At 73.1% G+C, this 16,142-nt stretch carries 13 protein-coding genes; 12 read left to right on the plus strand and 1 reads right to left on the minus strand.

The features are described from left to right. The first annotated feature begins 12 nt into the window (after positions 1 to 12). The 10 genes from nuoE to nuoN are packed head-to-tail and all read left to right on the plus strand — an operon-like array spanning position 13 to position 13,028. The gene (gene nuoE, locus CP974_RS17625; protein ID WP_051839181.1) at positions 13 to 855 is read left to right on the plus strand and encodes an NADH-quinone oxidoreductase subunit NuoE; all 843 of its coding nucleotides are present in this window, start codon (positions 13 to 15) and stop codon (positions 853 to 855) included. Next, positions 852 to 2,201, plus strand: a complete 1,350-nt coding sequence (gene nuoF, locus CP974_RS17630) for an NADH-quinone oxidoreductase subunit NuoF (RefSeq protein ID WP_031129905.1) — start codon at positions 852 to 854, stop codon at positions 2,199 to 2,201. Before nuoE ends, nuoF begins: the two co-directional genes overlap by 4 nt. Next, positions 2,198 to 4,723: an NADH-quinone oxidoreductase subunit G gene (locus CP974_RS17635; protein WP_031129904.1), complete on the plus strand. Its 2,526-nt coding sequence runs from the start codon at positions 2,198 to 2,200 to the stop codon at positions 4,721 to 4,723. Before nuoF ends, CP974_RS17635 begins: the two co-directional genes overlap by 4 nt. Further along, positions 4,720 to 6,087 (plus strand): NADH-quinone oxidoreductase subunit NuoH, encoded by a 1,368-nt coding sequence (gene nuoH / locus CP974_RS17640; protein ID WP_031129902.1) that lies wholly within the window; start codon positions 4,720 to 4,722, stop codon positions 6,085 to 6,087. Before CP974_RS17635 ends, nuoH begins: the two co-directional genes overlap by 4 nt. Further along, a complete protein-coding gene (gene nuoI, locus CP974_RS17645; RefSeq protein WP_031129901.1) occupies positions 6,077 to 6,730 on the plus strand; it encodes an NADH-quinone oxidoreductase subunit NuoI in 654 nt (217 codons plus the stop codon). The genes nuoH and nuoI overlap by 11 nt, the downstream gene beginning before the upstream one ends. Beyond that, on the plus strand, positions 6,727 to 7,554 hold the full coding sequence (locus CP974_RS17650) for an NADH-quinone oxidoreductase subunit J (RefSeq protein ID WP_031129899.1): 828 nt from the start codon (positions 6,727 to 6,729) through the stop codon (positions 7,552 to 7,554). The genes nuoI and CP974_RS17650 overlap by 4 nt, the downstream gene beginning before the upstream one ends. After that, positions 7,551 to 7,850: an NADH-quinone oxidoreductase subunit NuoK gene (nuoK, locus tag CP974_RS17655; protein WP_031129898.1), complete on the plus strand. Its 300-nt coding sequence runs from the start codon at positions 7,551 to 7,553 to the stop codon at positions 7,848 to 7,850. Before CP974_RS17650 ends, nuoK begins: the two co-directional genes overlap by 4 nt. A gap of 14 nt (positions 7,851 to 7,864) precedes the next feature. Then, positions 7,865 to 9,805 (plus strand): NADH-quinone oxidoreductase subunit L, encoded by a 1,941-nt coding sequence (nuoL, locus tag CP974_RS17660; protein ID WP_031129897.1) that lies wholly within the window; start codon positions 7,865 to 7,867, stop codon positions 9,803 to 9,805. 5 nt (positions 9,806 to 9,810) lie between these two features. Further along, positions 9,811 to 11,382: an NADH-quinone oxidoreductase subunit M gene (locus CP974_RS17665; RefSeq protein WP_031129896.1), complete on the plus strand. Its 1,572-nt coding sequence runs from the start codon at positions 9,811 to 9,813 to the stop codon at positions 11,380 to 11,382. After that, positions 11,379 to 13,028, plus strand: a complete 1,650-nt coding sequence (gene nuoN, locus CP974_RS17670; protein WP_031129895.1) for an NADH-quinone oxidoreductase subunit NuoN — start codon at positions 11,379 to 11,381, stop codon at positions 13,026 to 13,028. The genes CP974_RS17665 and nuoN overlap by 4 nt, the downstream gene beginning before the upstream one ends. Before the next feature lie 184 nt (positions 13,029 to 13,212). Here the strand turns inward: nuoN and CP974_RS17675 are convergent, their stop codons facing one another. After that, positions 13,213 to 13,761: a hypothetical protein gene (locus tag CP974_RS17675; protein ID WP_031129893.1), complete on the minus strand. Its 549-nt coding sequence runs from the start codon at positions 13,759 to 13,761 to the stop codon at positions 13,213 to 13,215. Between the two features lie 404 nt (positions 13,762 to 14,165). On the opposite strand from CP974_RS17675, the gene CP974_RS17685 reads away from it, so the two are divergent. Further along, positions 14,166 to 15,080 carry a helix-turn-helix transcriptional regulator gene (locus CP974_RS17685; protein WP_031136647.1) on the plus strand — a complete coding sequence of 305 codons (915 nt, stop codon included), beginning with the start codon at positions 14,166 to 14,168 and terminating at the stop codon, positions 15,078 to 15,080. Positions 15,081 to 15,292: 212 nt separating this feature from the next. Continuing rightward, positions 15,293 to 16,120 carry a dioxygenase family protein gene (locus CP974_RS17690; RefSeq protein ID WP_031136645.1) on the plus strand — a complete coding sequence of 276 codons (828 nt, stop codon included), beginning with the start codon at positions 15,293 to 15,295 and terminating at the stop codon, positions 16,118 to 16,120. Positions 16,121 to 16,142: the final 22 nt, after the last annotated feature.

Raw genomic sequence — 16,142 nt, forward strand, 5'->3', positions numbered from 1 at the left:
ACGAGTCTCGGCATGCCCGAGCTCCCCGCCCCCGACTACCCCGCCGACGTACGCGCCCGGCTCGAGGCGGACGCGCGGGAGGTGATCGCCCGCTACCCGGACTCCCGCTCCGCGCTGCTGCCGCTGCTCCACCTCGTGCAGTCCGAGGAGGGGCACGTCACCCGCACCGGCATGCGCTTCTGCGCCGAGACGCTGGGGCTGACCACCGCCGAGGTCACCGCCGTCGCCACCTTCTACTCGATGTACCGGCGCAGGCCGAGCGGCGACTACCAGGTCGGCGTCTGCACCAACACGCTCTGCGCCGTCATGGGCGGCGACGCCATCTTCGAGGAGCTGAAGGCCCACCTCGGCGTCGGCAACCAGGAGACCACCGACGACGGCAAGGTCACCCTGGAGCACATCGAGTGCAACGCGGCCTGCGACTTCGCGCCCGTCGTGATGGTGAACTGGGAGTTCTTCGACAACCAGACCCCGGACAGCGCCCGGCGGCTCGTCGACGACCTGCGCGCCGGCCGCCCCGTCACCCCGACCCGCGGCGCGCCGCTGTGCACCTTCAAGGAGACCGCCCGCGTCCTCGCCGGCTTCCCCGACCCGCGCCCCGGCGCGGTCGAGGCGGGCGGCGGCGCCGGCCCGGCCTCCCTCGTCGGCCTGAAGCTCGCCAAGGGCGAGGCCCTGCCGCCCCGCGTCGTCCACCCGCGCGGCGAGAACGCCGAAGCGGACCGCCGGGGCACGGCGCCCCACGACGGGCCCGAGCCGGGCGCCCGCCACCTCAGCTCGCACGACGCACCGCAACAGACCTCCGCGTCCGACCCGAAGCACCCGGCGGGCCCGGTCAGCGAGGAGGGGGAGGGATGACCTTGGCACCCGACATCGGGGAGACCAGCCCGGAGAAGCTGCTGTCACCGGTCCTGTCCGCCTTCTGGGACGAGCCGCGCTCCTGGACCCTGGACACCTACCGGCGCCACGACGGCTACGAGGGGCTGCGCAAGGCCCTCGCCATGGATCCCGACGACGTCATCGCGTACGTCAAGGACTCCGGGCTGCGCGGGCGCGGCGGCGCCGGCTTCCCCACCGGCATGAAGTGGCAGTTCATCCCGCAGGGCGACGGCAAGCCCCACTACCTCGTCGTCAACGCCGACGAGTCCGAGCCCGGCACCTGCAAGGACATCCCCCTCCTCTACGCCAACCCGCACGCCCTCATCGAGGGCATCGTGATCGCCTGCCACGCGATCCGGTCCGCGCACGCCTTCGTCTACCTGCGCGGCGAGGTCGTCCCCGTCCTGCGCCGCCTCCACGAGGCCGTCCGCGAGGCCTACGACGCCGGCTACCTCGGCCGGGACGTCCTCGGCAGCGGACTGGACGTCGACCTCACCGTGCACGCCGGAGCGGGCGCGTACATCTGCGGCGAGGAGACCGCCCTGCTGGACTCGCTGGAGGGCCGCCGCGGCCAGCCCCGGCTGCGGCCCCCCTTCCCCGCGGTCGCCGGCCTGTACGCGTGCCCCACCGTCGTGAACAACGTCGAGTCCATCGCGTCGGTTCCCGCCATCCTCCACCGGGGCAAGGACTGGTTCCGGTCCATGGGCAGCGAGAAGTCCCCCGGCTTCACGCTGTACTCGCTCAGCGGCCACGTCGCCGCCCCCGGCCAGTACGAGGCGCCCCTCGGCATCACCCTGCGCCAGCTCCTCGACATGAGCGGCGGCATGCGCCCCGGCCACCGCCTCAAGTTCTGGACCCCCGGCGGCTCGTCCACGCCGATGTTCACCGACGAGCACCTCGACGTGCCCCTCGACTACGAGGGCGTCGGCGCCGCCGGGTCCATGCTCGGCACCAAGGCGCTCCAGTGCTTCGACGAGACCACCTGCGTCGTCCGGGCCGTCACCCGCTGGACCGAGTTCTACGCCCACGAGTCGTGCGGCAAGTGCACCCCCTGCCGCGAGGGCACCTACTGGCTGGTCCAGCTGCTGCGCGACATCGAGGCCGGCAAGGGGGCCATGTCCGACCTCGACAAGCTCGCCGACATCGCCGACAACATCAACGGCAAGTCGTTCTGCGCCCTCGGCGACGGCGCCGCCTCGCCGATCTTCTCCTCCCTGAAGTACTTCCGCGAGGAGTACGAGGCGCACATCACCGGCCGGGGCTGCCCCTTCGACCCGGCCAAGTCGACCGCCTGGGCGGACAACCACGTGGAGGTGACGGCATGACCGTCATGGCATCGAACCCCGCCGGCGGCGGGGCCGCCCCGGTGCCGCCGGAGGACCTGGTCACGCTCACCATCGACGGCGTCGAGGTGTCCGTCCCCAAGGGGACGCTGGTCATCCGCGCCGCCGAGCAGATCGGCGTCGAGATCCCCCGGTTCTGCGACCACCCCCTCCTCGACCCGGCCGGCGCCTGCCGCCAGTGCATCGTCGAGGTGGAGGGCCAGCGCAAGCCCATGGCCTCCTGCACGATCACCTGCACGGACGGGATGGTGGTGCGGACCCAGCTCACCTCCAAGGTCGCCGAGAAGGCCCAGGTCGGGGTGATGGAGCTGCTGCTCATCAACCACCCGCTGGACTGCCCCGTCTGCGACAAGGGCGGCGAGTGCCCGCTGCAGAACCAGGCGATGTCCCACGGCCGGGCCGAGTCCCGCTTCGAGGGCCGCAAGCGCACCTACGAGAAGCCCGTCCCCCTCTCCACCCAGGTCCTCCTCGACCGCGAGCGGTGCGTGCTGTGCGCCCGCTGCACACGCTTCTCCCAGCAGATCGCGGGCGACCCGATGATCGAGCTGGTCGAGCGGGGCGCCCTCCAGCAGGTCGGCATCGGCGAGGGCGACCCCTTCGAGTCGTACTTCTCCGGCAACACCATCCAGATCTGCCCCGTCGGCGCGCTCACCTCCGCCGCGTACCGCTTCCGCTCCCGCCCCTTCGACCTGGTCTCCAGCCCCTCCGTGTGCGAGCACTGCGCCGGGGGCTGCGCCACCCGCACCGACCACCGGCGCGGCAAGGTCATGCGGCGCCTCGCCGCCGAGGACCCGGAGGTCAACGAGGAGTGGCTGTGCGACAAGGGGCGCTTCGCGTTCCGGTACGCGCAGACGCGGGACCGGCTCGCCACGCCCCTGGTGCGCGGCGACGACGGGGCGCTGCGCCCCGCGTCGTGGCCGGAGGCCCTGGAGGCCGCCGCGCGCGGCCTGGTCCGGGGCCGCACCGGCGTGCTGACCGGCGGTCGGCTCACCGTGGAGGACGCCTACGCGTACGCCAAGTTCGCGCGCGTGGCGCTCGGCACGAACGACGTCGACTTCCGCGCCCGCGCGCACAGCGCCGAGGAGGCCGACTTCCTGGCCGCCCGCGTCGCGGGACGCGGCCGGGACCTGGACGGCGGGGGCGTCACGTACACGGCGCTGGAGCAGGCGCCCGCCGTGCTGCTGGCCGGCTTCGAGGCCGAGGAGGAGGCGCCCGGGATCTTCCTGCGGCTGCGCAAGGCGTGGCGCAAACGCGGGCAGCGCACGTACGCGATCGCCCCGTACGCCACGCGCGGCCTGGGCAAGGCGGGCGGCACGCTGCTGCCCGCGGCGCCGGGCACGGAGACCGAGTGGCTGGACGCCCTCGCCGCCGGGGACGGCCTCGACGGGCCGGGCGCCGACGCGGCCGGGGCGCTGCGCGCGGAGGGCGCCGTCATCGTCGTCGGCGAGCGCCTCGCGGGCGTCCCCGGTGCGCTGACCGCCGCCGTGCGGGCCGCCACCGCGACCGGCGCCCGCCTGGTGTGGGTGCCGCGGCGGGCCGGCGAGCCGGGCGCCGTGTGGGCGGGCGCCCTGCCGTCGCTGCTGCCCGGCGCCCGGCCCGCCACCGACCCGCGCGCCCGCGAGGAGGTCGCCGCGGTGTGGGGCGTGCGGGAGCTGCCGCACCGCTACGGGCGGGACACCGGGCGGATCGTGGAGGCCGCCGCGACCGGCGAGCTGCCGGCGCTGCTCGTCGGCGGCGTCGACGTGGCGGACCTGCCGGACCCGCGGCGCGCGCGCGAGGCGCTGGACGCGGCGTTCGTCGTGTCGCTGGAGCTGCGGCCGGGCGAGGTCACCGAGCGGGCCGACGTGGTCCTGCCGGTCGCCGCGGTCGCCGAGAAGGCCGGCACGTTCCTCAACTGGGAGGGCCGGGTCCGGATGTTCGACGCGGCGCTGAAGCCGCAGCACATGACGAGCGCGCTGCCGCCGACCGACGCGCGGGTGCTGCACATGCTCGCGGACGCCATGGACGTGCACTTCGCGCTGCCGGACCTGCCGGCCGTGCGGCGCGAGATGGACCGGCTCGGCGCGTGGGACGGCGAGCGCGCCGAGGACCCGGTCGAGGCGCGGCTGCCGCTGCCCCGCGCCGGCGAGGGCGAGGCCGTCCTGGCCGGCCACCGGATGCTGCTCGACCTGGGCCGCCTCCAGGAGGGCGACGAGGCGCTGGCCGGCACGCGGCACGCGGCGCTCGCCCGGCTGTCTCCCGCCACGGCCGCGGAGACCGGCGTCAAGGACGGCGACCCGCTGCGGGTGACGGGGCCGGGCGGCTCCGTGACGCTGCCGCTGCGGGTCACCGAGATGCCGGACCGGGTCGTGTGGCTGCCGCTGCGCTCCACCGGCGACGGCGTCCTGTCCGACCTGGGCACGGTGCCGGGCCGCCTGGTCCGCATCGCCCCGGCCGCCGCTCCCCTCGACCCCGCCTCCCCCCTCGCCCCCGGATCGACGGACACCTCGGAGGTGCGCGCGTGAACACGGCCCTCCTCGCGGCCGAGGACCTCTCCCTCTTCGGCCGCGACCCCTGGTGGCTCGTGGCGCTGAAGGCGGTCTTCTGCTTCGCCTTCCTCATGGTCACGGTGCTGATCTCGATCGTCATGGAGCGCAAGGTCGTCGCCTGGATGCAGCGGCGCATCGGCCCCAACCGGCACGGCCCCTGGGGCATGCTCCAGTCGCTCGCCGACGGCGTGAAGCTGATGCTGAAGGAGGACGTCGTCGTCAAGCGCGCGGACAAGGTCGTCTACGTCCTCGCGCCGATCCTCGCCGCGATCCCCGCCTTCATGGCCATCGCGGTCATCCCCTTCGGTCCCGCGGGCAACGAGGTCTCCATCTTCGGCACGCGGACCACGATGCAGCTCACCGACCTGCCGGTGGCCATGCTGTACATCCTGGCGATCGGCTCGCTGGGCGTGTACGGCTTCGTGCTCGGCGGCTGGTCGTCCGGGTCGACGTACCCGCTGCTCGGCGGCATCCGCTCGGCCGCCCAGGTCATCTCGTACGAGATCGCCATGGGCGTCTCGTTCGCCTCGGTGTTCCTCTACGCCGGGTCGATGTCGACCTCCGCGATCGTGGACGCCCAGGGCGACCGGTGGTTCGCGGTGCTCCTGCCGGTGTCGTTCCTGATCTACATGGTGACGATGGTCGGCGAGTCGAGCCGGGCGCCGTTCGACATGCCGGAGTCCGAGGGCGACCTGGTCGGCGGCTTCAACACCGAGTACAGCTCCATCAAGTTCGCGATGTTCATGCTCGCCGAGTACGTCCACATGGTCACCGTGTCGATGATCGCGGTGACGCTGTTCCTCGGCGGCTGGCGCGCCCCGTACCCGGTCTCCGCCTTCTGGGAGGGCGCCAACCACGGCTGGTGGCCGATGCTGTGGTTCGTCGGCAAGGTCGTGGCGTTCATCTTCTTCTTCGTCTGGCTGCGCGGCACGCTGCCCCGCGTCCGCTACGACCAGCTGATGAAGCTCGGCTGGAAGGTCCTCATCCCCGTCTCGGTCGTGTGGCTGATGCTCGTCGCCACCGTGCGCGCCCTGCGCAACGAGAACGTCCAGTTCCAGTCGATCGTGCTGTACGTGGCGGGCGCCGTCCTCGCGGTGCTGCTGCTGTCCTTCGTGGCCGACGCGTTCCGCGGCCGGAAGGCGAGGACGGCCGGGGAGGAGCCCGCGGAGGGCGCGGGCGGCGGGTTCGACCCGATGGCCGGCGGCTACCCGGTGCCCCCGCTGCCGGGGCAGACCCTGCCGCCGGTGCCGCGGCGACGGCCGCGCGGTGAGCGCGAGCTGATGGTCAGTGGCGCCACGGAAACCGCGAGTGACGGAAAGGAGACGGACGGTGTCTACTGAGTCATCCCGTGGGGACACCCCGGGAACGCCCTTCCAGAACCCGGTGGCCGGCTTCGGCGTGACCTTCAAGGCCATGTTCAGGAAGCGGCTGACGGAGCAGTACCCGGAGCAGCGCAAGACGACGACGCCCCGCTTCCACGGGCGGCACCAGCTCAACCGGCACCCGGACGGGCTGGAGAAGTGCGTCGGCTGCGAGCTGTGCGCCTGGGCCTGCCCCGCCGACGCCATCTACGTGGAGGGCGCGGACAACACCGACGAGGAGCGCTACTCGCCCGGCGAGCGGTACGGCCGCGTCTACCAGATCAACTACGCCCGCTGCATCCTGTGCGGGCTGTGCATCGAGGCGTGCCCGACGCGGGCGCTGACGATGACCAACGAGTTCGAGCTGGCCGACAGCTCCCGGGAGAACCTGATCTACACCAAGGAGCAGCTCCTCGCGGGCCTCCAGGAGGGCATGGTCGACACGCCCCACGCCATCTTCCCGGGCATGGACGAGCAGGACTACTACCGGGGCCTGGTCCACGAGGCCGCGCCCGGCACGGTCCGCCAGACCGCAGTCAGCCAGGGCGAGCAGCCCCCGCAGGAGGCGGCGTCGGACTTCGGCGGCACGGAGCCCGCGTCCGGGAAGGTGGTCGGGAAATGAGCGCGCACACCCTGGCCGCCGCCTACACCACCTCGACCGGCGAGGCCGTGCAGTTCTGGATCCTCGGCACGGTCGCCGTGGTCGGCGCGCTCTGCACGGTGCTGATGCGCAAGGCCGTGCACAGCGCCCTGTGCCTGGCCGGGACCATGATCGTCCTGGCGGTGTTCTACCTCGCCAACGGGGCGTACTTCCTGGGCGTCGTGCAGATCGTCGTCTACACCGGCGCCATCATGATGCTCTTCCTCTTCGTGGTGATGCTCGTCGGTGTCACGGCCGCCGACTCGCTGAAGGAGACCATCAAGGGACAGCGCTGGCTGGCCCTGCTGTGCGGGCTCGGCTTCGGCGCCCTGCTGATCGCCGGCATCGGCCGCGCCTCCCTGGACACCTTCAACGGGCTGGGCGCGGCGAACGCCGGGGGCAACGTCCAGGGCATCGCGGCGCTGCTGTTCACCAGGTACGTCTTCGCCTTCGAGATCACGGGCGCGCTGCTCATCACCGCCGCGGTCGGCGCGATGGTGCTCACCCACCGGGAGCGCACCGAGCGGGCCCCGACGCAGCGGGAGCTGGCCGAGCGCCGGGTGCGCGAGGGCAGGCAGCTCCCGCCGCTCCCGGCGCCCGGGGTGTACGCCCGGCACAACGCCGTGGACATCCCCGGCCTGCTGCCGGACGGCACCCCGTCGGAGCTGACGGTCAACCGCACGCTGCGGGCGCGCGGTCAGGTCCGCGACGTGTCGGAGCAGGCCCTGGAGGACCTGCGGGCGCTGGAGCAGCGCGCCGACGAGCGGCTGGGCCGCCGGCGGGACGGAGAGGAGGCGGCCAAGTGAATCCCGTCAACTACCTCTATCTCGCCGCCCTGTTGTTCACCATCGGCGCCGCCGGTGTGCTGATCAGGCGCAACGCGATCATCCTGTTCATGTGCGTGGAGCTGATGCTCAACGCCTGCAATCTGTCGCTGGTCGCGTTCTCCCGGATGCACGGCAACCTGGACGGCCAGATCCTCGCCTTCTTCACGATGGTCGTGGCCGCCGCGGAGGTCGTGGTCGGGCTGGCGATCATCGTGTCCCTCTTCCGCGTCCGCCACTCGGCCTCGGTCGACGACGCCAGCCTGATGAAGCTGTAAGGGGTCGCTGAATCGTGGAGAACCTGATCGCGCTGCTCGTCGCGGCGCCTCTGCTCGGAGCGGTCGTCCTGCTGTGCGGCGGCCGGCGGCTGGACGGGGCCGGGCACTGGCTCGGCACGCTGCTCGCCGCCGCCTCCTTCGTCGTCGGCGCGGTGCTCTTCGCCGACATGCTGGGCAAGGGCGCCGACGACCGGGCCCTGAACCAGCGGCTGTTCAGCTGGGTGCCGGTCGAGGGCTTCCAGGCGGACATCGCCTTCCAGCTCGACCAGCTGTCCATGACGTTCGTCCTGCTCATCACCGGTGTCGGCACGCTCATCCACGTCTACTCCATCGGCTACATGGAGCACGACGAGCGCCGCCGCCGCTTCTTCGGCTATCTGAACCTCTTCCTCGCGGCGATGCTGCTGCTCGTCCTCGCCGACAACTACCTGCTGCTGTACTTCGGCTGGGAGGGCGTGGGCCTCGCCTCGTACCTGCTGATCGGGTTCTGGCAGCACAAGCCGAGCGCGGCCACGGCCGCGAAGAAGGCGTTCCTGGTCAACCGGGTGGGCGACATCGGCCTCTCGGTCGCCATCATGCTGATGTTCACCACCTTCGGGACCTTCGCCTTCGGGCCGGTGCTCGGCGCGGCGGGCGAGGCGTCCGAGGGCATGCTGACGGCCATCGGGCTGATGCTGCTGCTCGCCGCCTGCGGCAAGTCCGCGCAGGTGCCGCTCCAGTCCTGGCTGGGGGACGCGATGGAGGGCCCGACCCCGGTGTCGGCGCTCATCCACGCGGCGACGATGGTCACCGCCGGCGTGTACCTGATCACCCGCTCCGGCGCCATCTTCAACGGGGCGCCGGACGCGCAGCTCGCCGTCGTCGTGGTCGGAGCGGTGACGCTCCTGTTCGGTGCGATCGTCGGTTGCGCGAAGGACGACATCAAGAAGGCCCTCGCAGGCTCGACGATGTCCCAGATCGGCTACATGATCCTCGCCGCCGGCCTGGGCCCGATCGGCTACGCCTTCGCCATCATGCACCTGGTGACGCACGGCTTCTTCAAGGCCGGGCTGTTCCTCGGCGCCGGGTCGGTCATGCACGGCATGAACGACGAGGTCGACATGCGCAAGTACGGCGGCCTGCGGACGTACATGCCCGTCACCTTCGCCACCTTCGGCCTCGGCTACCTGGCGATCATCGGGTTCCCCGGCCTGTCGGGCTTCTGGTCCAAGGACCGGATCATCGAGGCGGCCTTCGCCAAGGGCGGCACCGAGGGCTGGATCCTCGGCGCGGTCACCCTGCTGGGCGCCGGGATCACCGCGTACTACATGACCCGCGTGATGATCATGACGTTCTTCGGCGAGAAGCGCTGGCAGCCCGCGCCCGACCCGGAGACGGCCGCCGACGTGGAGCCCGGCGCGCAGGCCGCGCCCGGCGCGATGCCGCATCCGCACGAGTCCCCGAAGTCCATGACCGTCCCGATGATCCTGCTGGCCTTCGGCTCGGTCTTCGCGGGCGGCCTGTTCTCGCTGAACAGCGCCTTCGTCAACTGGCTCAAGCCCGTCACGGACTTCGAGCACGGCCACCCGCCGATCGGCGCGGGCGTCATCACGGCGGCGACCGTCGTCGTCCTGCTGATCGGCGCCGGCACCGCCTACGCCCAGTACGGCCGCAGGCCGGTGCCGGTGGTCGCGCCGCGCGGCTCGCTGCTCACCCGGGCGGCCCGCCGCGACCTCCTCCAGGACGACTTCAACCACGTCGTCCTGGTCCGCGGCGGCGAGCACCTGACGCGCTCGCTGGTCTACGTCGACCACACGCTCGTCGACGGCGTCGTCAACGGCACCGCCGCGGCGATGGGCGGCCTCTCCGGCCGCATGCGCAAACTGCAGAACGGCTTTGCCCGCTCCTACGCGGTCTCGATGTTCGGAGGTGCTGCGGTGCTGATCGCCGCGACCCTGCTGATGAGGGCGGTGTGACCGCAATGTCCTTTCCCCTCCTGACGGCCACGGCGGCGCTCCCGGCGATCGGGGCCGTCGTCACGGCCGCCGTCCCCGCCGCGCGGCGCACCGCCGCGAAGTGGACCGCCCTGCTGTTCTCCCTGGGCACGCTGGCGCTCGCCGCGGCCGTCCTGGTCCGCTTCGACCCGGGCGGCGAGCGCTACCAGCTCACCGAGTCGCACGCCTGGATCGGCGACTTCGGCGTCCGGTACGAGCTGGGCGTGGACGGCATCGGCGTGGCGCTGCTCGCGCTGACCGCGCTGCTGGTGCCGTTCGTGATCCTCGCCGGATGGCACGACGCCGACCCCCAGGGCGCCACCTCGAAGCGGTGGCGCCCCACGCAGGGCTTCTTCGCCCTGATCCTCATGGTCGAGGCGATGGTGATCCTCTCCTTCGAGGCCACCGACGTCTTCCTGTTCTACGTCCTCTTCGAGGCCATGCTCATCCCGATGTACTTCCTCATCGGCGGCTTCGGTGACCGCGCCCACGCGGGCGGCGACGACAGGGCGGCCGCCCAGCGGTCGTACGCCGCGGTCAAGTTCCTCCTCTACAACCTGGCCGGCGGGCTGATCATGCTCGCCGCCGTGGTCGGGCTGTACGTCGTCGCGGGGAACTTCTCGCTCCCCGAGATCGCCGCCGCCCGCGCGAGCGGCGAGCTGGACATGGCGACCGACACGGAGCGGCTGCTGTTCCTCGGATTCTTCTTCGCCTTTGCCGTCAAGGCGCCGCTGTGGCCGCTGCACACCTGGCTGCCCAACGCGATGGGGGAGTCCACGGCGCCCGTCGCGGTGCTCATCACGGCCGTCGTCGACAAGGTCGGCACGTTCGCGATGCTCCGCTTCTGCCTCGGCCTCTTCCCCGAGGCGTCGAAGTGGGCCACCCCGGTGATCATCGTCCTCGCGCTGGTCAGCATCGTCTACGGGGCGCTGCTCGCGGTCGGCCAGCGGGACATCAAGCGGCTGATCGCCTACGCGTCGATCTCCCACTTCGGCTTCATCGTCCTCGGCATCTTCGCCATGACGAGCCAGGGCCAGAGCGGCGCCACGCTCTACATGGTCAACCACGGCATCTCGACGGCCGCCCTCATGCTGGTCGCCGGATTCCTGATCAGCCGGCGCGGCTCCCGCCTGATCGCGGACTACGGCGGGGTGCAGAAGGTCGCCCCCGTCCTCGCGGGCACCTTCCTCGTCGGCGGCCTGGCCACCCTGTCGCTGCCCGGCCTCGCCCCGTTCGTCAGCGAGTTCCTCGTGCTGGTCGGCACGTTCGCCCGGTACCCGGCCGCGGGCGTCGTGGCCACCACCGGCATCGTCCTGGCCGCGCTCTACACGCTCGTGCTGTACCAGCGGACGATGACCGGCCCGGTCAAGGAGGAGGTCCGGGCCATGCCCGACCTGCGCCCGCGCGAGCTGGCCGTGATCGCCCCGCTGATCGCGCTCCTCCTCTTCCTCGGCGTCTACCCGAAGCCGCTCACCGACATCGTCAACCCGGCGGTGCGGCACACCATGTCCGACGTACAGCAGAAGGACCCCCGGCCCGATGTGGAGGCGGCCAAGTGAGCACTACGGACTTCCACAGCCTGTGGACGACGGCCGCCGAGCCGCTCGGCGCCATCCCCGCGCCGAAGATCGAGTACGCCCAGCTCGCCCCCGTCCTCATCGTGGTGGGCGCGGCCGTCGTCGGCGTGCTGGTGGAGGCCGTCGTCCCGCGCCGCGCCCGCCACCACGCGCAGCTCCTCCTCAGCGTCGCGGCGCTGGCGAGCGCCTTCGCCGCCGTCGTCGGTCTCGCCCTCACGGGGCACGCCACGACCCGTGCGGGGATCTCCGCGATGGGCGCCGTCGCCGTCGACGGCCCGGCGCTGTTCCTCCAGGGCACGATCCTGCTGACCTCGCTCGTCGCGGTCTTCACCTTCGCCGAGCGGCGGCTCGACCCGGCCCGGCACGGCCACCGCGTCGACTCGTTCGCCGCCGAGGCCGCCGCCGCGCCGGGCAGCGACCACGAGAAGGCCGCCGTGAAGGCCGGGTTCACCACCACCGAGGTGTTCCCGCTGCTGCTGTTCGCCGTCACGGGCCTGCTGGTCTTCCCGGCCGCCAACGACCTGCTGACCCTCTTCGTCGCCCTGGAGGTGCTCTCGCTGCCGCTGTACCTGCTGTGCGCGGTCGCCCGCCGCAAGCGGCTGCTGTCGCAGGAGGCCGCGGTCAAGTACTTCCTGCTCGGCGCCTTCGCCTCCGCGTTCCTGCTGTTCGGCGTCGCCCTGCTCTACGGGTACGCGGGCTCCCTCTCGTACGCCCGGATCGCCGACGTCGTGGGCGGCGCGGTCGGCTCGGTCGACCCGGCGCTCGCCGCGACCATGGGCAACGACGTCCTGCTGCTCATCGGCTTCGCGATGGTGCTGACCGGCCTGCTGTTCAAGGTCGGCGCGGTGCCGTTCCACATGTGGACGCCCGACGTGTACCAGGGCGCCCCCACACCGGTCACCGGCTTCATGGCCGCCGCCACGAAGGTCGCCGCGTTCGGCGCGATGCTGCGGCTGCTCTACGTGGTCCTGCCGGGGCTGCGCTGGGACTGGCGGCCCGTCATGTGGGGCGTCGCCATCGTCACGATGCTGGCGGGCGCGATCGTCGCGATCACGCAGACCGACATCAAGCGGCTGCTCGCCTACTCCTCCATCGCCCACGCCGGGTTCATCCTGGCGGGTGTCATCGCCGCGACGCCGTCCGGTGTCTCCTCCGTGCTGTTCTACCTGGCCGCGTACTCCTTCGTGACGGTCGGCGCGTTCGCCGTGGTCACGCTGGTGCGGGACGCGGGCGGCGAGGCGACCCACCTGTCCCGGTGGGCGGGTCTCGGGCGGCGCTCGCCGCTGGTGGCGGCGGTCTTCGCGGTGTTCCTGCTCGCCTTCGCCGGCATCCCGCTGACCTCGGGCTTCTCCGGCAAGTTCGCCGTGTTCAAGGCGGCGGCGGAGGGCGGCGCCGGCGCGCTGGTCGTGGTCGGCGTGATCGCCTCGGCCATCGCCGCGTTCTTCTACATCAGGGTGATCGTGCTGATGTTCTTCAGCGAGCCGCACCCGGAGGGGCCCACCGTCGCCGTGCCGTCGCCGCTCACCATGACGGCGATCGGCGTGGGCGTCGCGGTGACGCTGGTGCTCGGCTTCGCCCCGCAGTACTTCCTGGACCTCGCGGGCCAGGCGGGGGTGTTCGTCCGGTAGCGGGGGGCCGCGCGGAGGGCCGCAGGGGCCGGCCGCGCGGGAGGCCGGGCGCGGCGGTCCGGCGGGAGGGCCGTAGCGGGCCGGCCGCGTGGAGGAGGGCCGGGCGGGACGCGGTGGCGCGTCCCGCCCGGCCCTCACCCGTTCGCGCGGCGTCCCGTGCTCCCCTCGGGCCGTGACGGCGCGGTCAGCTCTGCGAGGGGCAGGTCACGTCGGGGTTCCACTCGTGGAACAGGCCCTTGGGGTTGGGCTTGTGCAGCCAGACGTGCAGGTCGTAGTGGACCTTCATGCCCTCCACCACGCCGGGCGACGGGCCGATGAACGGCTGCCCGAACATCGACGGCCGGTCGTCGTCGGTCGCCAGGTCCTGGTCGGCGTCCTCGACGAACCACTCCACGCCCACCAGGGTCATCGACCCGTCGGCGCCCTTCTCGTACATGAGCGCGGCCGGCTTCGTCGGGTCGGTGAGGTTGTTGTACGCCGGGTTCACGTAGTGGTAGCCCATGGCACCCTCGCCGGCGAGGGCGACGCAGTCGCGGAACGGCACGTAGCCGTCCTCCAGGGCCTTCTCCAGCCGGTGGTACTTCAGCGTCGTGCCGTACGCGGTCAGCAGGTCGGCGCGTACGAGGGGGTCGTCCTCGGGGGCGGCGGCGGCCGGGCTCACCGGCCCGGCCAGCAGTGTGAGCGGGACCAGTACGGCGAGAGCGGCGGCGGCCAGGGGCCCTTTCGGCTTCATGCGGTGCTCCTCGTCGGAGTGGGGGCTGGGTGGGGGCTGGGAGGTGGAGGCGGTGGTGGGGGATCGGGGTGGAGGGGGGAAGGTGGGGTGGGGGGCGGCGGGGACGGAGGCGGGGCGGGGGCCGGGGCCGGCCGGTTCCGCGCCGGACGCGCGAGGGGCGCCCGGCGGTCCGGGCGGCCCTGCCCGGCCCCGCCCCCAGCAGCTTCCGCCGGGCCGCGCCGGGCCGCACGCGGAGTCGGCCATCGGGCGGAAAGGCACCCTGTCCCGCCGCGCCCCGCCGTGGCAGGGTGACCGCGTCGATTGGTACGGACCAATCGGCGTGCGAGAGCGGCGACGGACCGCGGCCGACGCACCGGCCCGGCCCCGCGCCGTCCGGACCGGAGCGAGGAAGGGCGCGGGCGACCATGCGCGGCACGACGGTGTTACCCGGGGAGAACGACGCGGCCGGACGGCCGGGGGCGCTGCCGATGCACCGCCTTGAGGTGCCGATGCGCGACGCGGTGCCGTTCGCGATCGGCACGTTCGACTCGATCGGCCCCATGGCCCGCGCGGCCTTCCCGCACCGGCACACCTTCTACGAGATCGTCCACGTCACCCGCGGACGCGGCACCCATGTGACCGACCTCGCCCACTGGCCGCTGCGCCCGCCGCACCTCGGCTTCCTCGTACCCGGCCAGGTCCACCACTGGGAGGACGCGGCCGGGGTCGACGGCTCCGTCGTGCTGTTCACGGAGGACTTCCTGCTCGACCACCCCGGCGACCGCGACCTGCTGCGCCTCCTGGCCGAGCGGCCCTGGCCGACCCTGGGCGGGTCCGGCGCCGCCGGGGCCGACCGGCTCCTCGCCGACCTGCACGAGGAGTACGCGCGGGGCGCCGACGCCTGCCCGTCCGTGCTGCGGGCGCTCCTGCACGTGCTCGTCGTCCGGGCGGCGCGGCTGTACGGCATCGGGCCGGCCGGCCGGCGCCGCCCGCCCGGCGCGCGGCCGGGCGCCGTCGCCGGTGAGTTCACCCGGCTGATCGGGCTCGGCGACCCGGCCCTGTGGTCGGTGCGCGCGTGCGCGGCGCGCATCGGGGTCACCCCCGGCCACCTCACCGACGCCGTCAAGGCCGCCACCGGCCGTACGCCGGGCCAGCTCGTCCGCGAGGCCCGCGCGCACGAGGCCAAACGGCTGCTGGCCCGCACCGATCTGACCGTGCGGCAGGTAGCGGGCCGCGTGGGCTTCGACGACGCCGCCTACTTCTGCCGCTTCTTCCGCCGGGAGACCGGGGTGAGCCCCGGCGACTTCCGGCGCGGCGCGGAGGTGCGCGGGGGCGCGTAGAGGCGGGCGGGGCGGGTGTGCGCGGGGCGTGGGCTGCGCCGGGGCGGGACCGGACGGGAGGGGACGGGCGGGGCGGGGCGGTGTGGGGGACGCGGGCGCGCCCGGGATATTCACCATGACGACCGGGTCCAGTCCATCGCCCGCCCGTCGCGCGGTGCGTAGGTTCGGTGCCGTTCCCCTGACCCCCCCTCCCGCCCCCACGAGGAGCAGGCATGGACGACCACGACGAGCCCCGCACCGCCCACCCGTCCCGCAAGGCCGTGCTCCGCGCCGCCCTGGCGGCCGGTGTCGCCGCCCCCGCCCTGCTGATGGGCGTGCCCGCGCTGGCCCGTACGAGCGCCGCCTCCCCCGGCGCCCGCCTCGCCCTGACGCCCACCTGCGACGACGGCGACGACCCGACGCCGCCGCAGATGGAGGGCCCCTACTTCAAGCCCAACTCGCCGCGCCGGACCTCGCTGCTGGAGGCGGGCACGCCCGGCGTCCGGCTCACCGTCTCCGGGTACGTCTTCGGCCTCGGCTGCCAGGCGATACCGGGCGTGCTGCTCGACTTCTGGCAGGCCGACGTCAACGGCGCGTACGACAACACCGGTTACCGCTTCCGGGGCCACCAGTTCACCGACGCGCAGGGCGCCTTCCGCCTCACCACCATCGTGCCGGGGCTGTATCCGGGGCGCACCCGCCACATCCACGTCAAGGTGCAGGCGCCCGGCCACCCGGTGCTGACCACCCAGCTGTACTTCCCCAACGAGCCCCGCAACGCGACGGACTCGCTGTTCGACCCGCGCCTGCTGATGACCGTGCGCGACGCGGGAGGCGCCCGGGAGGCGGCGTTCGACTTCGTGCTGAACGTGCGGCAGTCGCCCGGCCCGAGCCCCACCGCCACGACCCCGCCGCCCGGCGGCACCTGGGCGGTGGGCACGGCGTACCGGGCGGGCGACCGGGTGACGTACGGCGGGCGCGGCTACGTCTGCCTCCAGGCGCACACCGCCCAGCCCGGCTGGGAGCCGTCCAACGCGCCCGCGCTGTGGCGCGCCGAGTGACCACCAAGAGGTGCGGCTGACC

Source organism: Streptomyces fradiae ATCC 10745 = DSM 40063, from assembly GCF_008704425.1.
Lineage (GTDB): Bacteria > Actinomycetota > Actinomycetes > Streptomycetales > Streptomycetaceae > Streptomyces > Streptomyces fradiae.

Excerpts from the sequence above, each read along its gene's own strand:
- nuoE (WP_051839181.1), top strand. The coding sequence starts at position 13 with ATGCCCGAGCTCCCCGCCCCCGACTACCCCGCCGACGTACGCGCCCGG.
- nuoF (WP_031129905.1), top strand. The coding sequence starts at position 852 with ATGACCTTGGCACCCGACATCGGGGAGACCAGCCCGGAGAAGCTGCTG.
- CP974_RS17635 (WP_031129904.1), top strand. The coding sequence starts at position 2,198 with ATGACCGTCATGGCATCGAACCCCGCCGGCGGCGGGGCCGCCCCGGTG.
- CP974_RS17650 (WP_031129899.1), top strand. The coding sequence starts at position 6,727 with ATGAGCGCGCACACCCTGGCCGCCGCCTACACCACCTCGACCGGCGAG.
- CP974_RS17665 (WP_031129896.1), top strand. The coding sequence starts at position 9,811 with ATGTCCTTTCCCCTCCTGACGGCCACGGCGGCGCTCCCGGCGATCGGG.
- CP974_RS17675 (WP_031129893.1), bottom strand. The coding sequence starts at position 13,761 with ATGAAGCCGAAAGGGCCCCTGGCCGCCGCCGCTCTCGCCGTACTGGTC.
- CP974_RS17685 (WP_031136647.1), top strand. The coding sequence starts at position 14,166 with ATGCGCGGCACGACGGTGTTACCCGGGGAGAACGACGCGGCCGGACGG.
- CP974_RS17690 (WP_031136645.1), top strand. The coding sequence starts at position 15,293 with ATGGACGACCACGACGAGCCCCGCACCGCCCACCCGTCCCGCAAGGCC.